Source organism: Pseudomonas benzopyrenica (assembly GCF_036884265.1).
Classification (GTDB): Bacteria; Pseudomonadota; Gammaproteobacteria; order Pseudomonadales; family Pseudomonadaceae; genus Chryseomonas; species Chryseomonas benzopyrenica.
Window position 1 is genome coordinate 4,802,108 of the sequence record NZ_CP145723.1, and the last position, 24,876, is coordinate 4,826,983.

The following is a 24,876-nucleotide window of genomic DNA, read 5'->3' on the forward strand; positions in this document are numbered from 1 at the left end:
CATTAGCGAGGAGTCACCCATGAGCTTGCCCAGCCGCGCCGAGTGGGAGCAGCGCTTCCAAGGTCTCACCCTGGAAGGTCGCGCCTTCATCGACGGCGCCTATGTCGACGCCACCGCCGGCGCTACCTTCGACTGCCTGAGTCCGGTGGACGGACGTTTCCTCGCCAAGGTCGCCAGCTGTGACGCCGCCGATGCCGATCGCGCCGTGGCCGCCGCCCGCGCCGCCTTCCAGAAGGGTACCTGGGCGCACCTGGCGCCGGCCCAGCGCAAGCGCGTGCTGATCCGCTTCGCCGACCTGCTGCTGGCCAACGCCGAAGAGCTGGCGCTGCTGGAAACCCTGGACATGGGCAAGCCCATCGCCGACGCCCTCACCATCGACGTGCCGGCCTCGGCCAATGCCATCCGCTGGAGCGCCGAGGCCATCGACAAGCTCTACGACGAGGTCGCCCCCACGCCCCATGACCAGCTCGGCCTGGTCACCCGCGAGCCGGTCGGCGTGGTCGCCGCCGTGGTGCCCTGGAATTTCCCGCTGATGATGGCCTGCTGGAAACTCGGCCCGGCGCTGGCCACCGGCAACTCGGTGGTGCTCAAGCCCTCGGAGAAGTCGCCGCTGACCGCCATCCGCGTCGCCCAGTTGGCCCAGCAGGCGGGCATCCCGGCCGGGGTGTTCAACGTGCTGCCGGGTTACGGCCATACCGTCGGTAAGGCCCTGGGCCTGCATGCGGACGTCGACACCATCGTCTTCACCGGTTCCACCCGGGTCGCCAAGCAGCTGCTGGCCTACTCCGGCGAATCCAACATGAAGCGCGTCTGGCTGGAAGCCGGCGGCAAGAGCCCCAACATCGTCTTCGCCGATGCCCCCGACCTCAAGGACGCCGCCGCGGCCGCCGCCAGCGGCATTGCCTTCAACCAGGGCGAGGTCTGCACCGCCGGTTCGCGCCTGCTGGTGGAGCGTTCCATCAAGGACCAATTCCTGCCGCTGGTGATCGAGGCCCTCAAGGGCTGGAAGCCCGGCCATGCGCTGGACCCCGAGACCAACGTCGGCGCCCTGGTGGACACCACCCAGCTGGACACCGTGCTGCGCTACATCGAAGCCGGCCATGCCGAAGGCGCCACCCTGGTCGCCGGTGGCAAGCGCACCCTGGAAGAGACCGGTGGCGTCTATGTCGAGCCGACCATCTTCGACGGCGTGAGCAACGCCATGAAGATCGCCCGCGAAGAGATCTTTGGTCCGGTGCTCTCGGTGATCACCTTCGACACCGCCGAGGAAGCCGTACAGATCGCCAACGACACCCAATACGGCCTGGCCGCCGCGGTCTGGACCCGCGACATCTCCAAGGCCCACAAGACCGCCCGCGCCCTGCGCGCCGGCAGTGTCTGGGTCAACCAGTACGACGGCGGCGACATGACCGCCCCCTTCGGCGGCTTCAAGCAGTCCGGCAACGGTCGCGACAAGTCCCTGCACGCCTTCGACAAGTACACCGAGCTCAAGGCGACCTGGATCAAGCTGTAGGAATAGAGCACTGGGCAAACCAAGGCTCGTAGTCAGGCCCAGGTCTGGCTACGAGCAGGGCCTGGGCCGACTATCGGACAGGCCGCGATGCAAGTGACTCGCTGTCCTTTATCAAAACCAGGTAAATCGGGGTGTGGTGCAAGATCCTAAGAGACAGCTGCCAAATCCAACGCTCCATTCCCAGACATTTGTCCTTTAGGACGACTCACCTAGCCAGTATCGACGCCAGCGACGCTCGCCTTCGAAACGCACCTGTGACTGCTGGATAAGCTCATCAAGCGCTCGCTTGACTGTCCGATCAGAGATTTCAACGCTAATACGCTGATTGATTTCAGAGGACGAAGAGCCCGGATAACGTCCGAGATCCTCAATGAGGAGCGCTCTCAATCGATGGGGTTCTATACGAGTCAGAGTAGTAACACCCTCTAGACCGCTACCGCGCAGCCAGGTAGGCGACACATAATAGCGTTTCGCTTTTGTCCGCCCCGTCTCCTCAACAAGTCCCAAGTCTCGCAGACGGCCTATCCAAGGCTTTAGTTCATCTGTCGCTGACAATTCGAGAGAAGCCGCTAATTCGATAGAGGTAAGCCCTTCGTGTTGCGCCAATAGTCCGAGAGTGATGCGCTCGCGTCTCGTCAGCATAAAGCGCTCGTCAAGCGTTTTTAGCAAACCTATCATTTCCGGACGAACAATACGGCGTCGTATGATTACACAAACAGCATCTACCCTTTCATACAGCTCAGGTGCTGGACGACCATTGGACAACTGCACATCGTAAATAAGATCAAACCCTGTACCCTCTTTTTCCATCAATTGCAAGTCATGGAAAAGCACTGCCATCCGATCATTACGACGCCTGCTGGCATGAAGGATGTTAGCAGGTGTAACACCTAGAGGTAGACGCCCTGGATTAACCACCTCCAGCCTGTCCGGATAGAGATTCAAATATAGATCGCCACGCTGTGTATAAGGTCTATGGACCAAGGCATTAACGAGCAGTTCGCGAACGACTCGCTCATCGAAGGCAGGCACATGCTGACGATAGAGACCATCGGGCAGCTCATAGCTCTCTCGGAAATCAGGCACTTCTCGCCAAATAGCTTCTACCAGCTCTATTGGATTAGAGTGATAATCGGACCAGTGCCATTTATTAATCTTATTTCCCAGCTCGTCGTACTTGAGCACTTGCACGAGAGGCGCGCTACCCAATTTTGCTCGATCTCGTGCATGCCCTAAAAACAACACACCCAAGTTGGTCAGGTAGTCCCCATCGACCAGTCCGTAGTGTTCCAACAGTTCACTGTCGGATTTTTCCTTAAGCCCTGACTTCACTCGATCAGAACGGCGTAGACCACCGACTATGAAAGCGACCTGCAGTGGATCAATCTCTCTTCTAGAAACCCTCAAATGCGTCAGGGTTTCCCAAGGCAGCGTAGGCCTATCATTGAGCAGTTGCAGTACCTGGTCTCCCACAATGGGAACACAGGAATCACCCACCCGCATGAAATAGCGCCCATCGGTCGTCGACGCGATACCAAAGGATCTGGCGATATTGAGTTCGATGTACTCACCCTGGTTTTCTGCCACAACCAGCCGCGGAACCACAGCTACGTTCACCGTCAGCTCTTGGATGCGTTTTCTAATTTGATCGAGTAAGACCGGAGCTATGCGTTGCTCGGCTGGCGGCAGATCACAAGAGTCCTCTATCCCAATGAGGAGACGACCACCTGCGCTATTGGCAAAGGCAACGCAATCGACCGCGACTTCGGTCCAAGCAGCTTGTTTACCCTGAACCTTACGCAGGGACTTTCGATCAAACTCTTCATTCTCGACGACCATCTGATGAGTACTCGGTCAGGCGCCTGGTCGGGTTCGGTATCTCACAACTTCATCCTCGCACTCAGCCCAGCAGATCCACCAGCAGGTCGTCATGCCGACGCTGCTGGCGATCCAGGCGCAGCTGGCGGGTGCGGAAGATCGACTTGAGGTCTTCCAGGGCACTGGCGAAGTCATCGTTGATGATCAGGTAGTCGTACTCGACATAGTGGCTCATCTCGCTGACCGCCTCGCGCATGCGCCGCTCGATGATCTCGGCGCTGTCCTGGCCGCGATTGTCCAGACGTTGGCGCAGCGCCGCCTGGCTGGGCGGCAGGATGAAGATCGACTGGGCGTGGGGCAGCTTGCGACGGACCTGCTGGGCGCCCTGCCAGTCGATCTCCAGGATCAGGTCGTGACCCTCGGCGAGGTCACGCTCCAGGGCGGCCTGGGAGGTCCCGTAATAGTTGCCGAACACCTCGGCGTGTTCGAGAAAATCGCCGTGCTCGAGCAGGTTGGTAAAGGTCGCGCAATCGACGAAGTGGTAGTTCACCCCGTCGGTTTCGCCTGGGCGCATGGCGCGGGTGGTGTGGGAGACCGACACGCGGATGTCGGGCAGGGCGTCCAGCAGGGCCTTGACCAGGCTGGTCTTGCCAGCGCCGGAGGGCGCGGAAACGATATAGAGGGTGCCGGGAAGGGCTGTCATGGAGGTTCGCCTATTCGATGTTCTGCACTTGCTCACGCATCTGTTCGATGAGCACCTTGAGATTGATGGCCGCCTGGGAGGCGCGGGCGTCGATGGCCTTGGAGCCCAGGGTGTTGGCCTCGCGATTGAGTTCCTGCATGAGGAAATCCAGCCGCCGACCAGCCGCGCCACTGCCCGCCAGGACCCGCCGTACCTCGGCCACATGGGTCTCCAGGCGATCCAGCTCCTCGGCCACGTCGCTCTTTTGCGCCAGCAGCACCAGTTCCTGCTCCAGTCGCGCCGGTTCGAATTCGACGCCCGCCTCGGCGCAGCGCTCGAGGATACGCCGGCGCTGCAGGGCCAGCAGCTCGGGCAGCAGCGTCCTGAGCGTCGTCACCTCCGCCAGCACCTGGACCAGCCGCTCCTCGATCAGGCGCGCCAGTTCGCGTCCCTCGCGCTGCCGGCCTTCGAGCAATTCATCCAGGGCCGCCTCGAACAGCGCCAGGGTCTGGGCCCCGAGTTCGGCGTCATCCACCTCGGCGCCTGCCAGCACCCCCGGCCAGGCCAGCACGGCCAGGGGATCGAGCTTGGCCGGCCGGGCGATCAGCGCCGCGACATCTTCAGCGGCCGCCACCAGTTGCGCGGCCCGGCGGGCGTCTACGCGCAGGACCGCGTCTTCGTCGCGCGCCTCGCGCAACACGCACTCCACCTTGCCCCGCGACAACCGCCGGCGCAGCGCCTCGCGCACACCGGATTCGAGCTCGCGAAAGGTCTCCGGCAGCCGCAGGTGCGGCTCCAGGTAGCGGTGATTGACCGAGCGCAGCTCCCAGCTCAGGGTGCCCTGGGGCCCCGGCCGCTCGACCCGGGCGAACGCCGTCATGCTGTGCACCATGGCAGGATCCTCGTCTGACGATGCGTGGATCTGGGGCGATCCAGAGCGCCCACGCATGTAAAACGCACGATTCTAGCGCACCTGATCGGAGCGACCCAATGCATCCGTGTCGCATGAGCCGGACGCTCTCTATACTATGGACCTGATACTCATGCCTTACAGGAAGCCCGCAATGAAGCGTCCCAGTGGCCGCGCCGCCGATCAGCTGCGCCCCATCCGCATCACCCGTCAGTACACCAAGCACGCCGAGGGTTCGGTTCTGGTGGAATTCGGCGATACCAAGGTGATCTGCACCGCCAGCGTCGAGGCCGGGGTGCCGCGCTTTCTCAAGGGCAAGGGCCAGGGCTGGCTCACCGCCGAATACGGCATGCTGCCCCGCGCTACCGGCGAGCGGAATCAGCGTGAAGCCGCCAAGGGCAAGCAGGGTGGTCGCACCCTGGAAATCCAGCGGCTGATCGGTCGTTCGCTGCGCGCCGCCGTCGACCTGTCCAAGCTGGGTGAGAACACCATCTACATCGACTGCGACGTGATCCAGGCCGATGGCGGCACCCGCACCGCCTCGGTGACCGGTGCCTGCGTCGCCCTGGTCGATGCCCTGGGCGCGCTCAAGCGCCGCGGCAACCTCAAGGGCAATCCGCTCAAGCAGATGGTGGCCGCCATCTCCGTGGGCATCTACCAGGGCACCCCGGTGCTCGACCTGGACTACCTGGAAGACTCCGCCGCCGAGACCGATCTCAACGTGATCATGACCGATGCCGGCGGTTTCATCGAAGTCCAGGGCACCGCCGAGGGTGCGCCCTTCCAGCCGGCCGAACTCAACGCCATGCTCGAACTGGCCCAAGGCGGTCTGCGCGACCTGTTCGAGCTCCAGCAAGCCGCCCTGCGCGGCGAGTAACGAAAAGGGTCAAGCCATGCACGATCTCGTCCCCGCCCCCAGCGCCGAAGCCCGGCGCTGGGCCATGCTCTGCCACTACGCCGCCTTCCTGGGCTTCGTGGTGCCCTTCATCGGTAACGTCATAGGTCCGCTGGTGGTCTGGCAGTTCAAGCGCGAGGACGATCCCTTCATCGACCGCCAGGGCAAGGAGGCGCTGAACTTCCAGCTCACCGTCACCCTGCTGCACATGATCTGCTGGCTGCTGGTGTGGGTGCTGATCGGCTTTCCGCTGATGCTGCTGGTGGCCTGCGTGGCCTTCGTGCTGACGGTGATCGCCGGTATCAAGGCGAATCAGGGCCGCGACTACCGCTATCCCCTGACCTGGCGGATGGTTAATTAACGGGCTTTTTGTGGCCTGCTTCTGATATCCGCGTTGAGGATTTCCGGTCGGTCTGTCGTCGTTTGACAGGCGCCGGAAGCCCTCCGCTATCATCCCCCGCGTCTTGCTTTCTTTACCTGTCGTCCGTGGCCGTTCCTGACCGCCATGGGCGGTAGCGTGCCTGCCTTTCGCTGGCAGACCTCATCCAGCCCAGGGACCACGCCAAGGTGGCGAACCCTCGTGCTGGTTACCCCTTTCGCGCTTTTCACGTCAGCGCAGCGGGCCACCCATGGCCGGCTGTTTCGGCATCAACACAGGGATGATGATCATGTCGGCCGTAGTCGCCCCCCCGCAATCGGCGTTCCAGCAGGCTTTGTCCTGGCGCTACTCGACCCTCGCGGTCTGGACCGCCATCTCGCTGCTGTTCGTCGAGACCTTTTCCGGCGCCCTGCGCTATTACCTCGACATGGCCGGCGCCTCGGCGCTGATCTACCTCCCCAAGATTGCCTGCCTGGCGCTCTTCGCCCTGCAACTGGCCACCGCCAAGCTGCCGCGCATCCTCTGGGTGGCCCTGCTCAGCATCCCGGCCTATGCGGCCCTGGCCCTGCTGCACGGCGCCAGCATCAACAACGTCTTCTTCTCGCTGTTCGTCTACAGCCCGCTGCTGTTCGGCCTGCTCTGCGGCCGTGAGTTGCTGGAACAGCGGCGCCTGCTCGGCCGGGTGGTCCTGGGCCTGCTGATCGCCTCGCTCATCGGCATCCTGCTGGACAAGTACACCTCGGTCCCCTGGAAGGGCTACAGCTACACCCTGGGTGGCAACGACATCGCCGGCAACACCAACTGGATGGCGGGCGAGGCCGACCGCATCGCCGGCTTCGCCCGCGTGTCCAACGTGCTGGCCGCCCTGATCGCCGTCTACTGCCTCTATCTCTCCTACTTCGCGCGCTCCTACACGCTCTGGCTGCTGATGGCCCTGACCGGTCTCTTCGGCATCCTGCTGACCACCAGCAAGGCCCCCGCCGCCGCCTTCGCCTTCACCCTGGTGCTGATGCTGGGCCGCCGCTTCCAGTGGTCCACCTACCTGTTGCTGCTGCTCGGCGTGGTCGGTGGCCTGCTGCTGCCGATCCTCAGCCTGATCCGCGACTTCGATCCCCACGTGGTCACCAGCGACAGCGGCCTGGCCTCCTTCTACGACCGTCTGGTCAACACCTGGCCCAACGTCGTGGAGGTCATGAGCGAGCCCGGCTGGACCCTGACTGGTGCGGGCTTCGGCATGTTCGGCAGCACCATGGCCGCCTTCCCCGTGCCGGGCATGGACCTGATGGTCAACTGCGACAGCAGCGTGGTCTATCTCTGGTGCGTGTTCGGCGTGGTCGGCATCGCCCTCTACTGCCTGCAACTCCCGCTGTTCATCCGCCTGCACCTGAGCCGCGATCGCGAAAGCCACACCCTGCTGGCCATCGCCTTCTGCCTCTGCCTGATCGGCTGGACCACCGACCTCTTCGAGATCGGCGTGGCCAACCTCTTCATCGGTATCACCCTGGGCTATCTGCTGCTCAAGCCCAAGACCGATCCCGGCCTGCACCTGGTCCGCCCGGCACCGGAAACCCTGGCCCCCCACGCCTAGCCCGACGCCCCTCTCCCGCCTTCCCCTTGCCGCCCGGATGCCGCTCATGGACTTCAGGAAAGACATCAATGGGCTGCGCGCGATCGCCGTGATCGCCGTCGTCCTCTTCCACTTCAATGCCGACTGGCTACCGGGCGGTTTCGCCGGGGTCGACGTCTTCTTCGTCATCTCCGGCTTCCTGATCACCGGGATCATCTTTCGCGCCCTCGAACAGCAGCGCTTCCGCCTGTCCGCCTTCTATCTGTCCCGCGTCCGCCGCATCGTGCCGGCGCTGGCGGTGCTCTGCGCCGTACTGCTGATCGCCGGCTGGTTCTTCCTGCTGCCCAACGCCTATGGCGAACTGGGCAAGCACGTGGCGAGCAGCCTGGGCTTCGTCTCCAACCTGGTCTACTGGAAGGAAGCCGGCTACTTCACCGCAGCCGCCCATGAGAAGTGGCTCCTGCACACCTGGTCGCTGTCGGTGGAATGGCAGTTCTACCTGATCTATCCGCTGGTGCTGGTGCTGCTGTCCAAGGTGGTATCGCTCAAGACCCTGCGGGTGCTGATCCTGCTCGCCACGGCGGTCGGCTTCGCCTTCGCCGTCACCGCCTCGCTGCTTTGGCCGGAAGCGGCTTTCTATCTGCTGCCGACCCGCGCCTGGGAGCTGATGGTAGGTGGCGCCGCCTATCTCTTCCCGCTGCAGCTCGCCGCTCGCTCGCGCCGGCTGCTGGAAGGCGCGGGGCTGATCGCCCTGGCGGTGGGTTTCCTGACGCTCGCCGAAGGCGATGTCTGGCCAGGCTACTTGGCGCTGATCCCGGTGCTCGGCACCGCCGCCATCATCCTGGCCGCACGCCAGGATTCGCTGGTCACCGGCAACCGCTTCTCTCAATGGACCGGCACCCTCTCCTATTCGCTCTACCTCTGGCACTGGCCGGTGGTGGTGTTCATGAGCTATGCCGGCCTGCTCGACCAGACGCCGCACCTGCTGCTGGGCATCGCCGCCTCCTTCGCCCTGGGCTGGGCCTCCTATACCCTGGTGGAAACCCGGGCCTCGCGCCGGAAGGGCCAGAGCGGTGCAGCCCTGGCCGCCGGCACCGGCCTGCTCGCCACCCTGTTCCTCAGTGCGGGCGCGGTGAACGCCACCGACGGCGCCATCACGCCGTTGCGCAGCATCAGTCAGTCGGATCGCGCGCAATTCGTGCAGGAGTACCTGGATCGCCAGAAGAATCTCCACGATCTCTACTGGCTCAAGTGCGACGCCTATTCGGCCTTTACCCAGCGTCATCAGGACGCCATCGATCCCAGCTGCACCCATGCCCAGGGCAAGGGCGGCCTCTTCGTCTGGGGCGACTCCCATGCCCAGGCGCTGTCCTTTGGCTTGCGCAGCCTGCTGCCGGCCGGCCTGCCCTACTACCAGGTGGCCTCGGCGAGCTGCAAACCACGCCTCACCGACGACCTGGGTCGGCAGACCGAGACGCGGGTGACCTGCAACTACTCCAACCGCACCGCCCTGGAAGCCATCCAGCGCCTGCGTCCGGACGTGGTGGTCATGGCGCAGAAGGCCGATCATGAAAAGACCGACTGGAACGCCATCACCGAGCGCCTGCACAGCTATGGCGTCAAGCGCATCGTGCTGCTCGGCCCCGTTCCCCAGTGGAGTCCGTCGCTGCCCAGCGTCATCGCCATCCGCCATTGGGGCTCCACCGACGACCACATCGCCGACTCCGCCCTGGATCGCCACGTCCTCGCCACCGACCAGGCCATGCGCCAGGCCAAGCTCCCGGCGGGGCTGGAATACATCTCCCTGGTGCAACGCCTTTGCGTCGAGGAGGCCTGCCGGGTAAAAGCCGCGGATGGCCGTACCCTGCTGCAGATCGACGATGGCCACCTGAGCGACAAGGGCTCGCTGTTCATCGTCGGTCACTATCTGCTGCCGAGCCTGCAACTGACGCCGGCCACCGCCCAGCGCTAGTTTCCAGGCGCCACGAAAAAGGGCCGATCCCATGGGGATCGGCCCTTTTTTATTGCCCTGTGGCTCAGGTCACCGGCGCCGGATTGAACAGCGCCAGGTCGTTGTGCAGGCGATGGCGCTCCGCCCAGGTCTGGCGGCGACCGCTGGCTACATCCAGGTAGCACTGAAAGATCTCCCAGCCCATCTCCTCCAGCGACAACCGCCCGCTCACCACCCGCCCGGCATCGATGTCGATCAGGTCGGGCCAACGCTCGGCCAGCTGGGTGCGGGTCGAGACCTTGATCACCGGCACCATGGACAGGCCATAGGGGGTGCCGCGGCCGGTGGTGAAGATGTGCAGATTCATGCCGGCCGCCAACTGCAGGGTGCCGCAGATGAAGTCGCTGGCCGGGGTGGCGGCGAAATACAGGCCCTTGCCTCTGATCTTCTCGCCCGGAGCGATGACCCCGGCGATGGGGCTGGTACCCGACTTGGCGATCGACCCCATGGCCTTTTCGACGATGTTGTTCAGGCCGCCCTTCTTGTTGCCAGGGGTGGTATTGGCGCTGCGATCAGCCATGCCCCGCTCCAGGTAGCGGTCGTACCAGTCCATCTCGCGGATCAGCGCATCGGCCACCTCGGGGGTGGCGGCGCGTGGGGTCAGCAGGTGGATGCCGTCGCGCACCTCGGTGTTCTCGGAGAACATCACCGTGGCGCCGGCCCGCACCAGCAGATCGGCAGCCACGCCCAGGGCCGGATTGGCGGTGATGCCGGAGAAGGCATCGCTGCCGCCGCACTGCATGCCCACCACCAGTTCGGCGGCCGGCACCGTCTCGCGGCGGCGCTGATCGAGCACCTCCAGACGCACCTCGATCAGGCCCATGATCTGCTCGACCATACCGGCGAAGCCGTTGGCCGAATCCTGCAGGCGAAACAACCAGTCCTCTTCGTTCTGCCCGGCGGTGAGGTCGTCGCCCGGCATCAGTTGGCTGGCCTGCAGCTTCTCGCAGCCCAGGCCGATGACCAGCGCCTGGCCGCCGAAGTTGGGATTGCGGCTGATGTTGTGCAGGGTGCGGATCGGGATCACCGCATCCGGGGCATTGATGGCCACGCCGCAGCCATAGCTGTGGGACAGCGGCACCACGTCGTCGACATGGGGATAGCGCGGCAGGATCTCTTTGCGTACTCGCTCCACGCAGTGATCCAGCACCCCCACCACGCACTGCACGGTGGTGGTCACCGCCAGGATGTTGCGGGTGCCGACGCTGCCGTCCGGATTGCGGAAACCCTCGAAGGTGTAGCCCTCCAGGGGTTCGCCGATCTGGCCAGGCGCCGTGGCCTTGGGCAGGTTGTCCAAGGCGGGCGGCTCCGGCATGCGCAGCAGGGCTTCGGTGATCCAGCTGCCGGCCGGGATGTCCTGCAGGGCGTAGCCGATGACCTCGCCATAGCGCACCACCTCGGCGCCTTGCCTGAGGTCCACCAGGGAGACCTTGTGGCTCTGGGGAATGGCCTCGACGGTGGTCAGGCCGTCGGCGAAGGCGGTGCCGGCGGCCACGCCGGGTTCGTTGACCACCACCCCGACGTTGTCCTGGGGGTGGAGCTTGATGTAGCGCGGCGAATCACGGTGATCGATCAGGTGCATTTTCTTATCCTCTGCCGGGGCTCAGGCCCGGACCGGGTCAGGCTGGGTCGCGCCCAGGATCTCGCCGTCGGCGGTACGCAGCTCGACGCGCTGGATGCGACCGACGATGAACAGGTAGCTGAACACCGCCACCAGGGCATTGGCGCCGACATAGACCAGCGCCCACTTGAAGGAACCGGTGGCGGCGATGATGTAGCCGATGACGATGGGGGTGGTGATGGAGGCCAGGTTGCCGAAGGTGTTGAACAGGCCGCCGGAAAGCCCGGCGATCTGCTTGGGCGAGGTGTCGGCCACCACCGCCCAACCCAGGGCACCGATGCCCTTGCCGAAGAAGGCCAGGGTCATGAAGCCCACCACCATCCAGTCGGCATCGACGTAGTTGCAGAAGATCATGCTGGTGGAGAGCAGCAGGCCACAGACGATGGGCAACTTGCGAGCGAAGGTCAGGGAGTGACCGCGGCGCAGCAGGTAGTCGGAGATCACCCCGCCGAGCACCCCGCCGATGAAGCCGCAGATCGCCGGCAGCGAGGCGATGAAGCCGGCCTTGAGGATGGTCATGCCACGCTCCTGCACCAGGTACACCGGGAACCAGGTCAGGAAGAAATAGGTGATGGCATTGATGCAGTACTGGCCGAGGTAGACGCCCAGCATCATGCGGTTGGTCAGCAGCTGGGTGATGTAGTGCCACTTGGGACCGCCGCCCTGCTGGCGGGCGCCGTTGTCCATGTCCACCAGGCCGCCGTTGTCGCGGATGTGCGCCAGCTCCGCGGCATTGATGCGCGGATGCTCCTTGGGATTGTGGATGTACTTCAGCCAGACCCCGGAGAAGAGGATGCCCAGGGCGCCCATGATGACGAAGACGTGCTCCCAGCCGAAGTGGAAGACGATGCCGCCCATGATCGGCGCGAACAGCGCGGTGGCGAAATACTGCGCCGAGTTGAAGATCGCCGAGGCGGTGCCGCGTTCGGCGGTAGGGAACCAGGCGGCGACGATGCGCGCATTGCCCGGAAAGGACGGCGCCTCGGCCAGCCCGACCAGGAATCTCAGCATGAACAGGGTGGTCACCGCCCAGGCCACCGGCAGGCCGCCGACCAGGCCCTGCAGCAGCGTGAACAACGACCAGAAGAAGATGCTGCCGGCATAGACCTTCTTCGAACCGAAGCGATCCAGCAGCCAGCCGCCGGGAATCTGCCCGGCCACATAGGCCCAGCCGAAGGCGGAGAAGATATAGCCGAGGGTGACGGCGCTGATGCCGAGGTCTTTCTGCAGGCTGGAGCCGGCGATGGCGATGGTGGCGCGATCGGCATAGTTGATGGTGGTCACCACGAACAGCATCAACAGGATCAGGTAACGCACCCGGGTGGGTCTTGTGGCATCCATGGGGATCCCTCTTGCGTGATTGTTTTTATTGAAGGCGCGGACTGCTGGATGATTGCGCAATCATACCTTGATGCGACAACCTGACTCAGCCCCGGCGTTTGTCCAAGACTAAGCCATGATTGCGCAACCATACAAGTATGACGTCTAACGACTTCGACGCCGGTGGTCAGGTCGTGGCACGGTCGATGATGTGGAAGCCGGTGTCGATGCGCACCGCGTCCCGGGCCCGCTCGCCCTGGTTGAACCGTTGCAGCAGCGCCTCTGCTGCCAGGGTGCCCATGCGATCGCCTTCGACGCTCACCGACGACAGTGCCGGGTGCATCTGGGCAGCGCTCGAGAGATTGCCGAAGCCCAGCACCGCCAGATCCTCGGGCAGGCGCAGCCCGCGACTCGCGGCTTCCGCCATCACCCCCTGGGCGACGGTGTCGGAGCTGCAAACCACCACGTCGAAGCCCTCGTCGCGGGCCAGCAACTGGCGCAACCCCGCCCGCCCGGATTCCACCAGAGCTGGCGCCGGCAGGATTTCCAGCGGCGGTTCCGCCAAGCCCAACTCGGCCAGCCGGGCGACCAGACTGCGGCAGCGGCGCAAGGCGCGGGGGTCGTCCACCGAGACCACGGCGAAGCGCCGATAACCGCGGGCGTGCAGGTGCTCGGCCTGGGCCCGGCCCACCGCTTCGTGGGAGAAGCCCACCTGCATGTCCAGCGGGTCTTCGCCCAGGTCCCAGGACTCCACCACCGGGATGCCGGCCTGGGCCAGGCGCTGGCGACTGGCCGCGGTGTGCAGGGTACCGGTGAGCACGATGCCATCGGGTTTGCGCCCCAGCACCGCGGCCAAGAGTTGCTCTTCCTGTTCGGCGCTGTAGCCGGTTAGGCCCAGCAAGGTCTGGTAGCCCGCCTGGGACAACCGCGCCATCAACGCCTGAACGGTCTCGGCGAAGATGGAGTGGACGATGGTCGGCACGAACAGCGCCACCAGGCGACTGCGATTGGAGGCCAGGCCACCGGCCAGCAGATTGGGTACGTAGCCGGTAACCCGCACGGCTGCCAGCACCTTCTCCCGCGCCGCCTCGCTGACGATCTCCGGTCGATTCAGCGCCCGCGAGACGGTGATCGGCGACACCCCGGCGACCCGGGCCACGTCGATGAGCGTGGGGGCAGCGGGATTGACAGCGGCAGTGAGGACTTTGCTGGACTTCTTGGCCATGGATCGCCAGGGATGATGGAGAGGTTGGCCATGGTAACGGTTGGTGGGGGCGGCGTCCCCGGCGAACACCGTAGCGTGGAAAACCACGCAGCGTTTTCCGTATGGGAATGGGTACCGATGGATGAGAAAGCAGCGAATCCCGTAGGAGCGGCCCATGGCCGCGATACACCCTATGCCAGGTTTGATCGCGGCCATGGCGGTCCGCCGATGCGGCCGCTCCTACAGAATCGAGTACGCGTCAGCAGCGGCCGCCTCGCCATGGCGGTACAACCTAACCCCCCATCGCCAGGCGAATATCCGCCGCCAGCTCCAGCACGCGAGCCTCTTCGGTGTCCCAGGAGCACATGAAACGCGCACCCCCGCTGCCGATGAAGGTGTAGAAGCGCCAGCCACGGCCGCGCAGGAATTCCAGCGCTGGCTCGGACAGCTGCAGGAACACCGAGTTGGCTTCCACCGGGAACATGAAGTCCACCCCGGGCACGTCGCGCACTCGCCCGGCCAGCAGCTGGGCCATGGCGTTGGCGTGGCGGGCGTGGCGCAGCCAGGTGTCGTTTTCCAGCACGCCCAGCCAGGGCGCGGAGAGGAATCTCATCTTCGAGGCCAGCTGGCCGGCCTGCTTGCAGCGGTACTCGAAGTCTTCGGCCAGCTCGCGGTTGAAGAAGAGGATGGCCTCCCCCACCGCCATGCCGCTCTTGGTGCCGCCAAAGCAGAGCACGTCGACGCCAGCCTTCCAGGTCACCTCGGCCGGGGTGCAGCCCAGGCCGGCCACGGCGTTGGAAAAGCGCGAGCCGTCCATGTGCAGGTGCAGGCCGAGGTCGCGGCAGGTGGCGCTGATGGCCTGCAGTTCGTTGAGGCCATAGAGGGTGCCCACCTCGGTGGCCTGGGTGACGGTCACCGCGCGCGGCTTGGGAAAGTGGATATCGGCGCGCTTGGTGGCGATCTGCTGAATGGCACCCGGGGTCAGCTTGCCCTGGTGGGCCGGCGCCAGCAGCAGCTTGGAGCCGTTGGAAAAGAATTCCGGCGCCCCGCATTCGTCGGTCTCGACGTGGGCGGTGTCGGAGCAGATCACGCTGTGGTAGCTCTGGCACAGCGCCGCCAGGGCCAGGGAGTTGGCCGCGGTGCCGTTGAAGGCGAAGAACACCTCGCAATCGGTCTCGAACAGCTGGCGGAAGCGATCGGCGGCGCGCGCCGTCCAGGTGTCGTTGCCATAGGCGGTCTCGTGACCGACGTTGGCCGCCGCCATGGCCGCCCAGGCCTCCGGGCAGATGCCGGAATAGTTGTCACTGGCGAATTGCTGGGCGTTGCTGCTCATGCGTCAGTCCTCGCGACGGGTTCGGTACGGGCCAGCAGCCAGTCACGGGCGGCGCCTTCCACTAGCGGCAGCACGCGGCGGCGGACCTCGGCGTGATAGCCATCCAGCCAGTCCAGCTCGTCGGCGCGCAACAAGGCAAGATCCAGGCAGCGGGTATCCAGCGGACAGAGGGTCAGGGTCTCGAAGGCCAGGAAGTCGCCGAATTCGGTGGTCTCGGCGCGGGTGCACAGGAGCAGGTTCTCCAGCCGCACGCCCCACTGGCCGGGACGATAGATGCCCGGTTCGTTGGAGGTGATCATGCCCTCGCGCAGGACATGGTGCGGGGTGACCGTGGCATAGAAGGAAATCGACTGCGGTCCCTCGTGCACATTGAGGAAGTAGCCCACGCCGTGGCCGGTGCCATGGCCGTAGTCGATGCCGGCGGCCCAGATCGGCTCGCGCGCCAGGGCGTCGAGCATGGGCGCGGCGACCCCGGCCGGAAAGCGCGCCCGCGACAGCGCCAGCATGCCCTTGAGCACCAGGGTGAAGTCGCGCTTCTGGGCGGCGCTGGGGGTGCCGATGGGCACTACCCGGGTGATATCGGTGGTGCCGCCCAGGTACTGGCCGCCGCTGTCGATCAGCAGCAGGCCGTCACCCTGGAGTTCGGCATGGGCTTCTTCGGTGGCCCGATAGTGCGGCAGGGCGCCACCAGCGTTGAAGCCGGCGATGGTGGCGAAGCTCAGGGAGACGAAGTGGGGCCGGGCAGCGCGGGCCTCGCTCAGCCAGTCGTCCACGGTCAGCTCGGTGAGCCGCTCGCCGCGGGCCAGGGCGGCTTCGAAACGGGCGAAGAAGACGCACAGGGCCGCACCGTCCTCCTCCATGGCGGTGCGTACCTGGGCCACTTCCTCAGCGGTCTTGCAGGCCTTGAGCAGGGTCGAGGGATTTATCTGCTCCAGGCGCTTGACGCTCGTCGGTGCGGCCTCGGCGAGGCCCAGGGTGACCCGCGCCGGGTCCACCAGCAGGGTGCTGTCCGCTGGCAGCAGGCCCAGCTCGGTGGCGGCCTGGGCGTAGTCGGCCAGCGCCACGCCATCCGCTGCCAGGGCCGCGCGGATCTCCGCCGGCACCTTGGCCGGGTCGATGAACAGCTGGCAGCTGTCTCTACCCAGCAGCAGATGGGCGAGGAACACCGGGTTGTAGGGCACGTCGGCGCCACGCAGGTTGAGCAGCCAGGCGATGTCGTCCAGCGAAGAGATGAAATGCCAGTCGGCCTTTGCCTCCGCCAGCGCCTGGCGCACCTGGGCGAGCTTGGCGCTGCGCGGCTGGGGCGCATGGGGCGCGATATGGGCATAGAGCGGCGCGGCCGGTAACGCGGGGCGATCGCTCCAGATCGCCGCCAGGGGATCGAGGTCGGTACGCAACTGGATGCCCTTGGGCTCCAGCGCCCGGCGCAGGGCGGCGGCGGAGCCCAGGGACAGCACCTGGCCGTCCACCAGCACCGTGCCACCCTCGGGCACCTGGTCGGCCAGCCACTGCAGGTGGGCCTGGGGCTGGCTGGCGACCTGCTTCATCAGGTCGATGCCGCTGCCCGCCAGCTCCTGGGTGGCCTGCTCCCAGTAGCGACTGTCGGTCCAGACGCCGGCGGCCTGGCGGGTCACCAGCAGCAGCCCAGCGGAGCCGGCGAAACCAGATAGCCAGGCCCGCCCCTGCCAGTGTTCGGGCAGGTACTCGGACAGGTGGGGATCGGCGCTGGGGATCAGGCAGGCATCGGCGCCCTGCTCGGCCAGGAAGGCGCGCAGGTGGGCAAGTCGTTGAGCGGGGGTGGCGGTCATGAGCACCTCGACAAGGTCAGAAGCTCAGTGTGCCGCAGATATAAAAAAGCCGCACCCAAAGGGTGCGGCGGAGAAAGACCAAAGGAGCAAAGAGGGGTGGTCTTTCGAAAACTGAGTAGCTCAGCGACGCAGGTTGGCGGCGGGAGCAGCCTGATCCCCGTAGTGCTGCATGGCGGCATGATTCTGATCTACCAGCTTGTATCTCAGGCTGGGATTGTCGTCGGCAGCAGCGAATTGGGCGGCGGTCAGGGTGGCAAGGGTCAGCAACAGGGCGGACAGAGAACGTTTCATGGCGAACTCCTAAAAAGGTCGTGTTCATCGGGGTACGGGACCATTCTAGGTAATGAATGCAGCCTAATAAATAGCATGCTAACTAATTCACTATTACAAAACCTGCAACAAGCCATGGCTTAGTCCTTAGCCCAGTAGCGTTGGTCTTCCAGCACCAGATTTTCTACCTGCAGGCGCTCGGGAAGTTCTTCCTTGAGGAAGTCGATCCAGGTCTTGATCTTGGCGTCGAGAAAGCGCCGCGAGGGATAGAGCGCATGGATGGTGCGCTCGCGTAGGCGGAAGTTGGGCAGTAGCCGTACCAGACTGCCATCGCGCAGGTAGTTGACCGCGATGTAACTGGGTAGCAGGCAGATGCCCATGCCCTGCCGCGCCACGCTGGCCAGGGCCTCGGCGACGTTGACCTGGAAGACGTAGCGCGGCGCCACCTGCAGCTCGCCTTCGGGACCAGCGAAGACCCAACGCTCGGAGAAGTTGGGATCCAGCAGCCGCAGGCAGTCGTGCTCGGCGAGATCGGCCGGTACCTTGGGCGCCGGACGCTGCGCCAGGTAGCTGGGCGCCGCGCAGACCACGCTATAGACGCCACCGAGACGCTGGGCGACGAAATCCGAATCGGCCAGCTCGGTGTCCAGGGTGATGGCGATGTCATGCCCATCCTCCAGCAGCGCCGGATGGTTCTGCGAGAGCGTCATGACGATCTCGACGTGGGGATAGCGGGCGCAGAAGCGCGACACCAGTGGTGCCAGCAGCTGGGTGCCCAGGCCGGTCATGGAATGCAGGCGCAGATGGCCATGGGGCTTGAGATGGGCACCGCTGGCTTCGGCTTCGGCCTCGCCGACATCCTGCAGGATGCGCCGACAGCGTTCGAGATAGCGCTCGCCCGCCTCGGTCAGTGCGAGCCGCCGGGTGGTGCGGTGCAACAGACGGGTCTGCAGGTGGCTTTCCAGTTCCGCCAGCAGGCGCGACACCTGGGCGGTGGACAGGGCGAGGGTGTGGGCGGCAGCCGTGAGACTGCCCAGATCCACCACCCGGACGAAGATGCGCATGCCTTGGAAAATATCCATTATTGCCTTTTTCGCAATGGAGTTTCGTCAAGCCGTCACTTTATTGAAAAAGTCACACGCCCGATAGTGGTGCGGTGAGCTGCTGTGGATTCGACATTTTGACCGCGCGAATCCTTCCCTCCGGCAGTGGCTCCTTGGATAGCTCCTTGCGGCCTTCCGGCAGACGTCTCCTCTGGAGACCTCGGTCGGAAGGCCGTTTTTTTTGCCCGTCTTTTGAGCCAGGCCCGCTGCCTCAGCCCTTCCGCTCCGGCTCGCGAATGCGGTAGCTGGCGATATAGAGCGCTGGCAGGAACAGCAGGGTCAGCAGCGTCGCCGCGACGATCCCGCCGATCATGGCATAGGCCATGGGTCCCCAGAACACCTCGCGGGCGATGGGAATCATGCCCAGGCTGGCCGCGGCGGCGGTCAGCAGGATCGGCCGGCGGCGGTGGCGGGTGGCTTCCACCACGGCGTCCCAGGGCGAGCGACCGTCACGCTCGAAGGCGTCGATCTGGGTCACCAGGATCACCGAGTTGCGGATGATGATGCCGATCAGCGCCAGCACCCCGAGGATGGCGACGAAGCCCAGCGGCTGGCCGAAGGGGATCAAGCCCAGCACCACGCCGATCAGCCCGAGGGGCGCCACGCTCGCCACCAGGAACAGCTTGCGGATGCTGTGCAGCTGGATCATCAGGAAGGTGGCCATGAGGAACAGCATCAGCGGCACCACCTCGGCGATGGGGCCCTGGGCCTTACTGCTCTCCTCCACCGTACCGCCTACCGCCACCTGATAACGCGGCGGCAGCTTGGCGATGAAGGCATCCACGTCCGGCTGCAGCTGCTTGACCAGATCCGGCGCCTGGATCTCGCTGAGGATCGAGGCCTTGAGGGTGATGGTGGGCAGCCGATCGCGGCGCCATACCAGCGGCTGCTCCAGGGCGTAGTCGATACGGGCGAAGGCCTTGAGCGGCACCGCGACGCCCTGGGGCGTCATGATCTGCAGATTCTCCAGGGTCTCCACCGAGCGCCGCTCGGCCTCGCTGGCCCGCGCCACCACGTTGACCAGGTAGATGTCGTCGCGCACCTGGGTCACCGGGGTGCCGGTCACCACGCCATTGAGGATCTGCGCCACGTCCTGGGAAGAGAAACCCAGCTGCCGCGCCTTGTCCTGGTTGACCTCGACCTTGAGCATCCGCGCCGGCTCGTTCCAGTCGTAGAGGAAGTCGCCCAGCTGCGGACTCTTGCCCAGCACGCTGGCCAGGGCCAGCGCCTGGCGACGCACCTCGGCGACGTCCGGGCCGCTGATGCGGTACTGAATCGGCCGCCCCACCGGCGGGCCCATTTCCAGGGGCTGAACGTAGCCGGACAGCCCGACGAAGTCCTGGCGCAGGCGCTGTTTGAGCTTGGGCAGCAGCCGATTGCGGGCTTCCAGATCCTTGGCCACCAGGATCACCTGGCCATAGAAGGGATTCTCCAGCTGCTGGTCCAGCGGCAGGTAGAAGCGCACCGCGCCCTGGCCGACATAGGAACTCCAGTGGGCCACGTCCGGATCGTCGGCCAGGGTCTTTTCGAACCTGTCCATCTGCGCGCGGGTGGCATCGAGGGAGGCGTTCTGCGGCAGGTTGAAGTCGATCAGCAGCTCGGGCCGATCCGAAGATGGGAAGAACTGGTTCTGCACGAACTTCATGGCGAACAGCGCCGCGGCGAACAGCAGCACCGTGAGGATGATGGTCAGCCAGCGATGGCGCATGGCGCCCAGCAGCAGGCCGTCGGACCAGCGCGCCAGGCGGCCGGGCTGGTCATGATCCTTCTGCTTCACCTTCTTCGGCAGGATGTGCACGCCGATCACCGGCGAAAAGAACACCGCGACGATCCAGGACAAGAGCAGCGCCACGGCGATTACCGCAAACAGGGTAAAGGTGTACTGGCCGGCGCTGCTGGAGTTGAGGCCGATGGGCACGAAACCGGCCACCGTCACCAGGGTGCCGGTGAGCATGGGAAAGGCGGTGGACTCGTAGGCGAAGGTCGCCGAGCGGTGCAACGACTCGCCCTCCTCCCGCTTGGTCACCATCATCTCCACGGTGATCATGGCGTCGTCCACCAAGAGACCCAGGGCGATGATCAAGGCGCCGAGGGAAATCCGCTGCATGGTGATGCCGCTGTATTCCATGAAGACGAACACCAGCGCCAGGGTCAGGGGGATCGACAGCGCCACCACCAGCCCGGCGCGCACGCCAAGGCTGATGAAGCTCACCACCAGCACGATGATGACCGCCTCGAACAGCGCCCGGGTAAAGCCGCCGACGGCCTTTTCCACCACCTGCGCCTGGTTGGAGACCACGTACACGCCGATGCCCACCGGCAAGGCGCCGGTCAGCTCCTGCATCTTTTCGGTCAGGGCCGCGCCAAAGGTCTGGATGTTGCCACCGCTGCTCATGGCGATGGCCAGGCCAATGGCCGGCTGGCCCTTGTAGCGGAACAGCGAACTGGGCGGATCGGCATACCCGCTGCGGATGTCGGCCAGATCGGTGAGGCGATAGAAGCGATCGTCGATGCGCAGATTGACCGCGGCCAGATCGGCGGTGGAGCGGAATTCGCCACTGGTACGCACGCTGATGCGCTCGGCGCCGGATTCGATGGTCCCCGAGGGCGTCACCGCGTTCTGCTGCTGCAGACTCTGCATCACCTGGCGCTGATCCAGCCCCAGGGCGGCCAGCTTGCGGGTGGAGAAGTCCAGGTAGATGACCTCGTTCTCCGCACCGATCAGTTGCACCTTGCCGATGCCCGGCACGCTACGGATCTCGCGGCGCACCTGCTCCACCTGGTCGCGCAGCTGGCGCATGCTGAAGCCGTCGCCGGTGAAGGCATAGATGCTGCCGAAGACGTCACCGAATTCGTCGTTGAAGGCCGGTCCCTGGATACCCTGGGGGAATTCGCCCTGGATGTCGGAGACCTTCTTGCGCACCTGGTACCAGATGTCGGGAATCGCCTTGGCCGGCGTGGTGTCACGCAGATAGACGAATACCGTGGACTGGCCCGGCCGGGTAAAGCTCTTGGTGTAGTCCAGCGAATCCAGTTCTTCGAGCTTCTTTTCCACCCGCTCGGTGACCTGGCGCAGGGTCTCCTCGGTGGTCGCCCCCGGCCAGCGGGTCTGGATGACCATGGTCTTGATGGCGAAGGACGGGTCTTCCTCGCGGCCCAGCTTCATGTAGGAGAAGACGCCCATCAGCAGGGCGACGAACATCAGGTACCAGACGAAGGATTGGTGGCGCAGCGCCCAGTCCGACAGGTTGAAGCCTTTCATGGCCGAGCGCCCTCCTGATCCTTCACCCGCTGTCCCTCCTCGAGACTGTTGACCCCGGCTATCACCACCCGCTCACCGGCGCTCAGACCGTTGCCGATCCATGCCAGGCCGTCCGCCTCGCGCAGCACCTCGACCGGCCGCTGGCGCACCTGCGCCTGCACGCCCTGGCCTGCCACCACCCAGACCGAGGTCTGGCCGTTCTGGCGCCGCAGCGCCTGGATTGGCAGAGACAGGCCTGCGGCTGGTGGCGACGCCAGTTCGCCCTGCACCAGACTGCCGATGCGCAATGCGGCCGGTGGCTCGTCCAGGGTCAGGCGCACCCGCCGGGTACGGGTGGTGGCATCGGCCTGGGGCTCGATCTCGCGCACCCGGCCCTGCACCGCCACGGCCGGATCCAGCGCCATGCGCACGGTCAGGACACGACCTGGGGTCAACTGACCGATGGCCTGAGTCGGCAGGTCCAGCACCGCCTCGCGGATGTCCGGGCGGGCGACCCGCACCACCGGCTGACCGGCGGACACCACCTGGCCGACCTCGGCCTGCCAGGCGGTGATCACGCCGTCGAAATCGCTGTAGAGCTCGGCATAGTTGCGCTGATCGCGGGCCTGCCGCTCGGCGCTCTGGGCCTGTTCGCGGGCGGCCTCCAGGGTATGCAGCCGGGTCAGCGCCTGGTCCAGCTGGGAGCGCGAACCGACGCCCTGGTCGAACAGCTGCTGCTGGCGCCGGGCATCGTTGCGGGCATCGCGCCACTGGGCGTCGGCATCGGCGCTCTGGCCCTGACGACTGCGTAGGGCATTGTCCTGATCGGTGGGGTCCAGCGCGGCCAGCAACTGGCCGCGGCGCACCGGCTGACCCACGTCCAGCAGGCGGCGGGTCATGCGGCCACCGACGCGAAAGCCCAGCACGCTCTCGTAGCGCGCCTGGATGCTGCCGGCGAACACCTCACGCTGGGGCTGCGGCGCGCTGAGGGTCAGGGTCGCTACCGGCCGGATCGGCGGCGGTGGCGCCTCGTCGTCGGAACAGCCGGCGAGAACCAGCAGCAGGCAGAGCGGCAGGAGGGGCTTCATGGGCGCACCTCGTTGAAGGCGGAGCGCTCGGCGACCTCGACCTTCTGGCCGGGACTCAGGGCCTGGCCGCCGGCGACCACGATGCGGTCGCCGGCCTTGAGGCCGTCGCTGACGATGATGCTGTCGCGGGTGTAGCGCTCGATGCGCAGCGGCTGCAGGCTGACCCGGCCGTCTTCGTTCAGGCGCCAGGCGGCGGGCTGATCGGTGGTGCCGTTCAGCGCCGTCCAGGGCAGGGCGAAGCCCTGCTCGGCCACACCCTCCAGCTGCGCATTCACCACCGCGCCAAGGGTCATGGCGGCGGGTGGCCGGTCCAGCTGTACCTTGATGCGTACCGTGCCGCTGCTCGCCACCGTCGGGGCGATCTCGCGCAGGGTGCCCTGGGTCGCGATCGCCGGTTGCGCCTGCAGGGCGACGGGCAGCCGCTGGCCGACCTGGAGTTCGCGGGCCAGGGATTCGTAGAGATCGAAGACGGCATCGAGTTCGCCGCTCACCGCCAAGTCGAAGATCGCCGCGCCGGCCTGCACCACCTGACCGGCTTCGGCATGACGGGCGGTCAGCACCCCAGCGGCGCTGGCGCGCAATTCGGTATAGCCCAGCTGCTTGCGCGCATCGTCGCGCTGGGCTACGGCGGTTTGCAGCGCACTGCGGGCGCCATCGAGGGTGGCCTGGGCCTGGTCGTACTGGCTGCGACTGGTATAGCCCTTGGGCAAGAGCGCGGCCTGGCGCTCGAAATCGACCCGCGCCAGCCGGGCGCGGGCTTCCTGGGCCTCCACCTGGGCCTGGGCGGCGGCCAGGTTGTTGCGCAGATCCTGGGGATCCAGCCGCGCGAGGATCTGGCCCTCGCGTACCCGATCCCCGACGTCCGCCAGCCGCTCGCTGATCTTGCCGCTCACACGGAAGCCGAGCGGTGCCTGCACCCGCGCCTGGATATCACCGGTGAAGGGAATGCGCTGAGCATCCTTTATCGGGCTCAGCTGCGTCACCACCACCCGCGCCGGTTCCTCGGTGGGCGGTCGCTCCTGGGAACAGCCTGGCAACAGCGTTACCAGGGCCAGAGCGACCGTTACCTGGCAGAGGTGAGCAAGGCGGAGAGCCCTCATGATTATCCTTATCGGTGGAAGAGGCGCGATCTGCGAACTGACCACAGGCGGCGCGGGGGGTTCGTCCAACGAATTGTCCGGCGCTGGGCGCTGCTTGGGAAGCGCTACGGCGGGGCCGCCTGCGCAAATGGTCGGTACCAGAGCGGCAACTTGCCCACAAATGTTCACAAATGCCCTGGAACCCGGCATTCCAGGGCGCAGTCAACTACAACGAGCGCTGTGGACCTGCCCGTTCGCAGCTGATGCCCGTCTCTCCACTGGAACGGGCCCAACCAGATTCCCAGGTTTACTTCGACGAGGCCGAACTCATGAAAAAGCTGCTGATCACCTCTACCGCTGCTGTGATGCTGTCGATGGCCACGGGTGTCTTCGCGGCCGAAACCTCCAAGAGCGCCACGGCCGTCAATGGTTCTGCTACCGAAGCCGTACCGGGCAAGACCACCGTCAAGGGCGGTGCTGATGGTGGTGCCGAAGTCCCCTTCAAGAGCGAGAAACCCAACAAGGTCGACGCGCGCAACCAGAACAACATGCAGTAAGCCCAGCTTTCTGGCGGTAACACAAAGCCCCGGCATGCCGGGGCTTTTTGCTGCCTGGCGTTCGAGACGCAGACAAAACAAACCCCGCCGAAGCGGGGTCTGTGGAAACTGTGCAGCAGCCGGGCTCAGCGCCAGAACGGCTTGTGCATTTCCTGGTAGCGCTGGGCCTCGGTGATACCGGCGTCAGCCAGCATGCGGGTGTCCAGGCGAGCCAGTTCGTTACGGCTGGCGATGCGACGCTGCCAGGTGGACAGGGTGGAGATAACGCGCAGGGCAACGGGCACACGGTTGCTGGGCTTGGCGTTGTACAGCGAGGAACTGAAGGTGCGTTCCATGGTGGCTTTCCTTCCCGCTTGTGACGGGTACTGGTCATCGAATGGCGCCATTGTCTCGCCAGGCGAGTGCTACCACCAGTAACAGTACAAGGAAAGGTTCGCGGATCACTCAGCACACAATTGCAACTGTACTGCTGCAATT

20 protein-coding genes are annotated in these 24,876 nt (G+C 65.3%); 6 read left to right on the plus strand and 14 right to left on the minus strand.

Annotated features, from left to right (window positions below; genetic code table 11):
* Positions 1 to 19 precede the first annotated feature (19 nt).
* Positions 20 to 1,513, plus strand: coding sequence for an aldehyde dehydrogenase (locus V6W80_RS22690; RefSeq protein WP_338545428.1), 1,494 nt, complete (start codon positions 20 to 22; stop codon positions 1,511 to 1,513).
* Positions 1,514 to 1,708: 195 nt separating this feature from the next.
* Here V6W80_RS22690 and V6W80_RS22695 read toward each other — a convergent pair whose 3' ends face one another.
* From V6W80_RS22695 to V6W80_RS22705, 3 genes are all read right to left on the minus strand, one after another.
* Positions 1,709 to 3,352: an ATP-binding protein gene (locus V6W80_RS22695; protein WP_338545429.1), complete on the minus strand. Its 1,644-nt coding sequence runs from the start codon at positions 3,350 to 3,352 to the stop codon at positions 1,709 to 1,711.
* 61 nt (positions 3,353 to 3,413) lie between these two features.
* Positions 3,414 to 4,034, minus strand: coding sequence for a guanylate kinase (gmk, locus tag V6W80_RS22700; protein ID WP_017639346.1), 621 nt, complete (start codon positions 4,032 to 4,034; stop codon positions 3,414 to 3,416).
* 10 nt (positions 4,035 to 4,044) lie between these two features.
* Complete coding sequence (locus V6W80_RS22705) at positions 4,045 to 4,905, minus strand: YicC/YloC family endoribonuclease (protein WP_017639345.1); 861 nt, start codon at positions 4,903 to 4,905, stop codon at positions 4,045 to 4,047.
* Positions 4,906 to 5,077: 172 nt separating this feature from the next.
* Between V6W80_RS22705 and rph the strand changes: the two genes are divergently transcribed.
* The 4 genes from rph (at position 5,078) to V6W80_RS22725 (ending at position 9,736) form a co-directional block, all read left to right on the plus strand.
* Positions 5,078 to 5,800, plus strand: coding sequence for a ribonuclease PH (gene rph, locus V6W80_RS22710; RefSeq protein WP_017639344.1), 723 nt, complete (start codon positions 5,078 to 5,080; stop codon positions 5,798 to 5,800).
* A gap of 16 nt (positions 5,801 to 5,816) precedes the next feature.
* Entirely contained in the window at positions 5,817 to 6,179 is a 363-nt protein-coding gene (locus V6W80_RS22715) for a DUF4870 domain-containing protein (protein ID WP_017639343.1), read from the plus strand.
* A 307-nt stretch (positions 6,180 to 6,486) separates the two neighbouring features.
* Complete coding sequence (locus tag V6W80_RS22720) at positions 6,487 to 7,785, plus strand: membrane protein (RefSeq protein WP_017639342.1); 1,299 nt, start codon at positions 6,487 to 6,489, stop codon at positions 7,783 to 7,785.
* Between the two features lie 46 nt (positions 7,786 to 7,831).
* A complete protein-coding gene (locus V6W80_RS22725; RefSeq protein WP_338545430.1) occupies positions 7,832 to 9,736 on the plus strand; it encodes an acyltransferase family protein in 1,905 nt (634 codons plus the stop codon).
* A gap of 64 nt (positions 9,737 to 9,800) precedes the next feature.
* Here the strand turns inward: V6W80_RS22725 and garD are convergent, their stop codons facing one another.
* From garD to V6W80_RS22775, 10 genes are all read right to left on the minus strand, one after another.
* Positions 9,801 to 11,357 (minus strand): galactarate dehydratase, encoded by a 1,557-nt coding sequence (gene garD, locus V6W80_RS22730; RefSeq protein WP_338545431.1) that lies wholly within the window; start codon positions 11,355 to 11,357, stop codon positions 9,801 to 9,803.
* A 21-nt stretch (positions 11,358 to 11,378) separates the two neighbouring features.
* Positions 11,379 to 12,737: an MFS transporter gene (locus tag V6W80_RS22735; RefSeq protein WP_017639339.1), complete on the minus strand. Its 1,359-nt coding sequence runs from the start codon at positions 12,735 to 12,737 to the stop codon at positions 11,379 to 11,381.
* A 166-nt stretch (positions 12,738 to 12,903) separates the two neighbouring features.
* Positions 12,904 to 13,941 carry a LacI family DNA-binding transcriptional regulator gene (locus tag V6W80_RS22740; RefSeq protein WP_068384614.1) on the minus strand — a complete coding sequence of 346 codons (1,038 nt, stop codon included), beginning with the start codon at positions 13,939 to 13,941 and terminating at the stop codon, positions 12,904 to 12,906.
* A gap of 271 nt (positions 13,942 to 14,212) precedes the next feature.
* A complete protein-coding gene (locus tag V6W80_RS22745) occupies positions 14,213 to 15,253 on the minus strand; it encodes a low specificity L-threonine aldolase (protein WP_338545432.1) in 1,041 nt (346 codons plus the stop codon).
* Complete coding sequence (locus tag V6W80_RS22750; RefSeq protein ID WP_338545433.1) at positions 15,250 to 17,061, minus strand: aminopeptidase P family protein; 1,812 nt, start codon at positions 17,059 to 17,061, stop codon at positions 15,250 to 15,252. The genes V6W80_RS22745 and V6W80_RS22750 overlap by 4 nt, the downstream gene beginning before the upstream one ends.
* A 120-nt stretch (positions 17,062 to 17,181) precedes the next feature.
* Entirely contained in the window at positions 17,182 to 17,352 is a 171-nt protein-coding gene (locus tag V6W80_RS22755) for a hypothetical protein (protein ID WP_017639335.1), read from the minus strand.
* Between the two features lie 119 nt (positions 17,353 to 17,471).
* Positions 17,472 to 18,413, minus strand: coding sequence for a LysR family transcriptional regulator (locus V6W80_RS22760; protein WP_026083654.1), 942 nt, complete (start codon positions 18,411 to 18,413; stop codon positions 17,472 to 17,474).
* 232 nt (positions 18,414 to 18,645) lie between these two features.
* Positions 18,646 to 21,696: an efflux RND transporter permease subunit gene (locus V6W80_RS22765; RefSeq protein WP_338545434.1), complete on the minus strand. Its 3,051-nt coding sequence runs from the start codon at positions 21,694 to 21,696 to the stop codon at positions 18,646 to 18,648.
* Positions 21,693 to 22,763: an efflux RND transporter periplasmic adaptor subunit gene (locus V6W80_RS22770; RefSeq protein WP_338545435.1), complete on the minus strand. Its 1,071-nt coding sequence runs from the start codon at positions 22,761 to 22,763 to the stop codon at positions 21,693 to 21,695. The genes V6W80_RS22765 and V6W80_RS22770 overlap by 4 nt, the downstream gene beginning before the upstream one ends.
* Positions 22,760 to 23,863: an efflux RND transporter periplasmic adaptor subunit gene (locus tag V6W80_RS22775; RefSeq protein WP_143075251.1), complete on the minus strand. Its 1,104-nt coding sequence runs from the start codon at positions 23,861 to 23,863 to the stop codon at positions 22,760 to 22,762. Before V6W80_RS22775 ends, V6W80_RS22770 begins: the two co-directional genes overlap by 4 nt.
* Before the next feature lie 308 nt (positions 23,864 to 24,171).
* On the opposite strand from V6W80_RS22775, the gene V6W80_RS22780 reads away from it, so the two are divergent.
* Complete coding sequence (locus V6W80_RS22780; RefSeq protein ID WP_143075250.1) at positions 24,172 to 24,399, plus strand: hypothetical protein; 228 nt, start codon at positions 24,172 to 24,174, stop codon at positions 24,397 to 24,399.
* A 125-nt stretch (positions 24,400 to 24,524) separates the two neighbouring features.
* On the opposite strand, the gene V6W80_RS22785 is transcribed toward V6W80_RS22780, so the two are convergent.
* Positions 24,525 to 24,734, minus strand: coding sequence for a DUF1127 domain-containing protein (locus V6W80_RS22785; protein ID WP_017639329.1), 210 nt, complete (start codon positions 24,732 to 24,734; stop codon positions 24,525 to 24,527).
* Positions 24,735 to 24,876 lie beyond the last annotated feature (142 nt).